Below are 1,602 nucleotides of genomic sequence, written 5' to 3' on the forward strand. Positions count from 1 at the left end.
ATCTTTTAGATGACGAAGTGGTTGATGCCATGCTTCCAAGAAAAGCTTCTAAGCTTCAGGTAACCAGGAACCGTACCCCAAACCGACACAGGTGGTTGGGTAGAGAATACCAAGGCGCTTGAGAGAACTCGGGTGAAGGAACTAGGCAAAATGGCACCGTAACTTCGGGAGAAGGTGCGCCGGTGAGGGTGAAGGACTTGCTCCGTAAGCCCATGCCGGTCGAAGATACCAGGCCGCTGCGACTGTTTATTAAAAACACAGCACTCTGCAAACACGAAAGTGGACGTATAGGGTGTGACGCCTGCCCGGTGCCGGAAGGTTAATTGATGGGGTTAGCTAACGCGAAGCTCTTGATCGAAGCCCCGGTAAACGGCGGCCGTAACTATAACGGTCCTAAGGTAGCGAAATTCCTTGTCGGGTAAGTTCCGACCTGCACGAATGGCGTAACGATGGCGGCGCTGTCTCCACCCGAGACTCAGTGAAATTGAAATCGCTGTGAAGATGCAGTGTATCCGCGGCTAGACGGAAAGACCCCGTGAACCTTTACTATAGCTTTGCACTGGACTTTGAATTTGCTTGTGTAGGATAGGTGGGAGGCTTTGAAGCGTGGACGCCAGTCTGCGTGGAGCCATCCTTGAAATACCACCCTGGCAACTTTGAGGTTCTAACTCAGGTCCGTTATCCGGATCGAGGACAGTGTATGGTGGGTAGTTTGACTGGGGCGGTCTCCTCCTAAAGAGTAACGGAGGAGTACGAAGGTGCGCTCAGACCGGTCGGAAATCGGTCGTAGAGTATAAAGGCAAAAGCGCGCTTGACTGCGAGACAGACACGTCGAGCAGGTACGAAAGTAGGTCTTAGTGATCCGGTGGTTCTGTATGGAAGGGCCATCGCTCAACGGATAAAAGGTACTCCGGGGATAACAGGCTGATACCGCCCAAGAGTTCATATCGACGGCGGTGTTTGGCACCTCGATGTCGGCTCATCACATCCTGGGGCTGAAGCCGGTCCCAAGGGTATGGCTGTTCGCCATTTAAAGTGGTACGCGAGCTGGGTTTAGAACGTCGTGAGACAGTTCGGTCCCTATCTGCCGTGGACGTTTGAGATTTGAGAGGGGCTGCTCCTAGTACGAGAGGACCGGAGTGGACGAACCTCTGGTGTTCCGGTTGTCACGCCAGTGGCATTGCCGGGTAGCTATGTTCGGAATAGATAACCGCTGAAAGCATCTAAGCGGGAAACTAGCCTCAAGATGAGATCTCACTGGAACCTTGAGTTCCCTGAAGGGCCGTCGAAGACTACGACGTTGATAGGTTGGGTGTGTAAGCGCTGTGAGGCGTTGAGCTAACCAATACTAATTGCCCGTGAGGCTTGACCATATAACACCCAAGCAATTTGTTGACTCGAGAGAGCGCCAGATTGCGGTGTGTGAAGACGAAACGAACCGAAAGTTCGAGAGACTTGCAAAACACCGAAGCTATCACATACCCAATTTGCTGAAGCGCGGCCAACAGGCCACGACTCGGTACCCGAATTTCTTGACGACCATAGAGCATTGGAACCACCTGATCCCATCCCGAACTCAGCAGTGAAACGATGCATCGCCGA

Annotated in this window: 2 rRNA genes (1 of these 2 only partly in view); both read left to right on the top strand. The window is 52.8% G+C overall.

The features are described 5' to 3' along the window. Nucleotides 1–1,373 (top strand): 23S ribosomal RNA (locus AC07W5_RS29445) (it extends 1,593 nt beyond the left edge of the window). 158 nt (nucleotides 1,374–1,531) lie between these two features. Then, a 5S ribosomal RNA gene (gene rrf / locus AC07W5_RS29450) occupies nucleotides 1,532–1,602 on the top strand; the annotation flags it as partial.

The sequence above is a fragment of the Pseudomonas sp. GW821-FHT01E05 genome, from assembly GCF_059422425.1.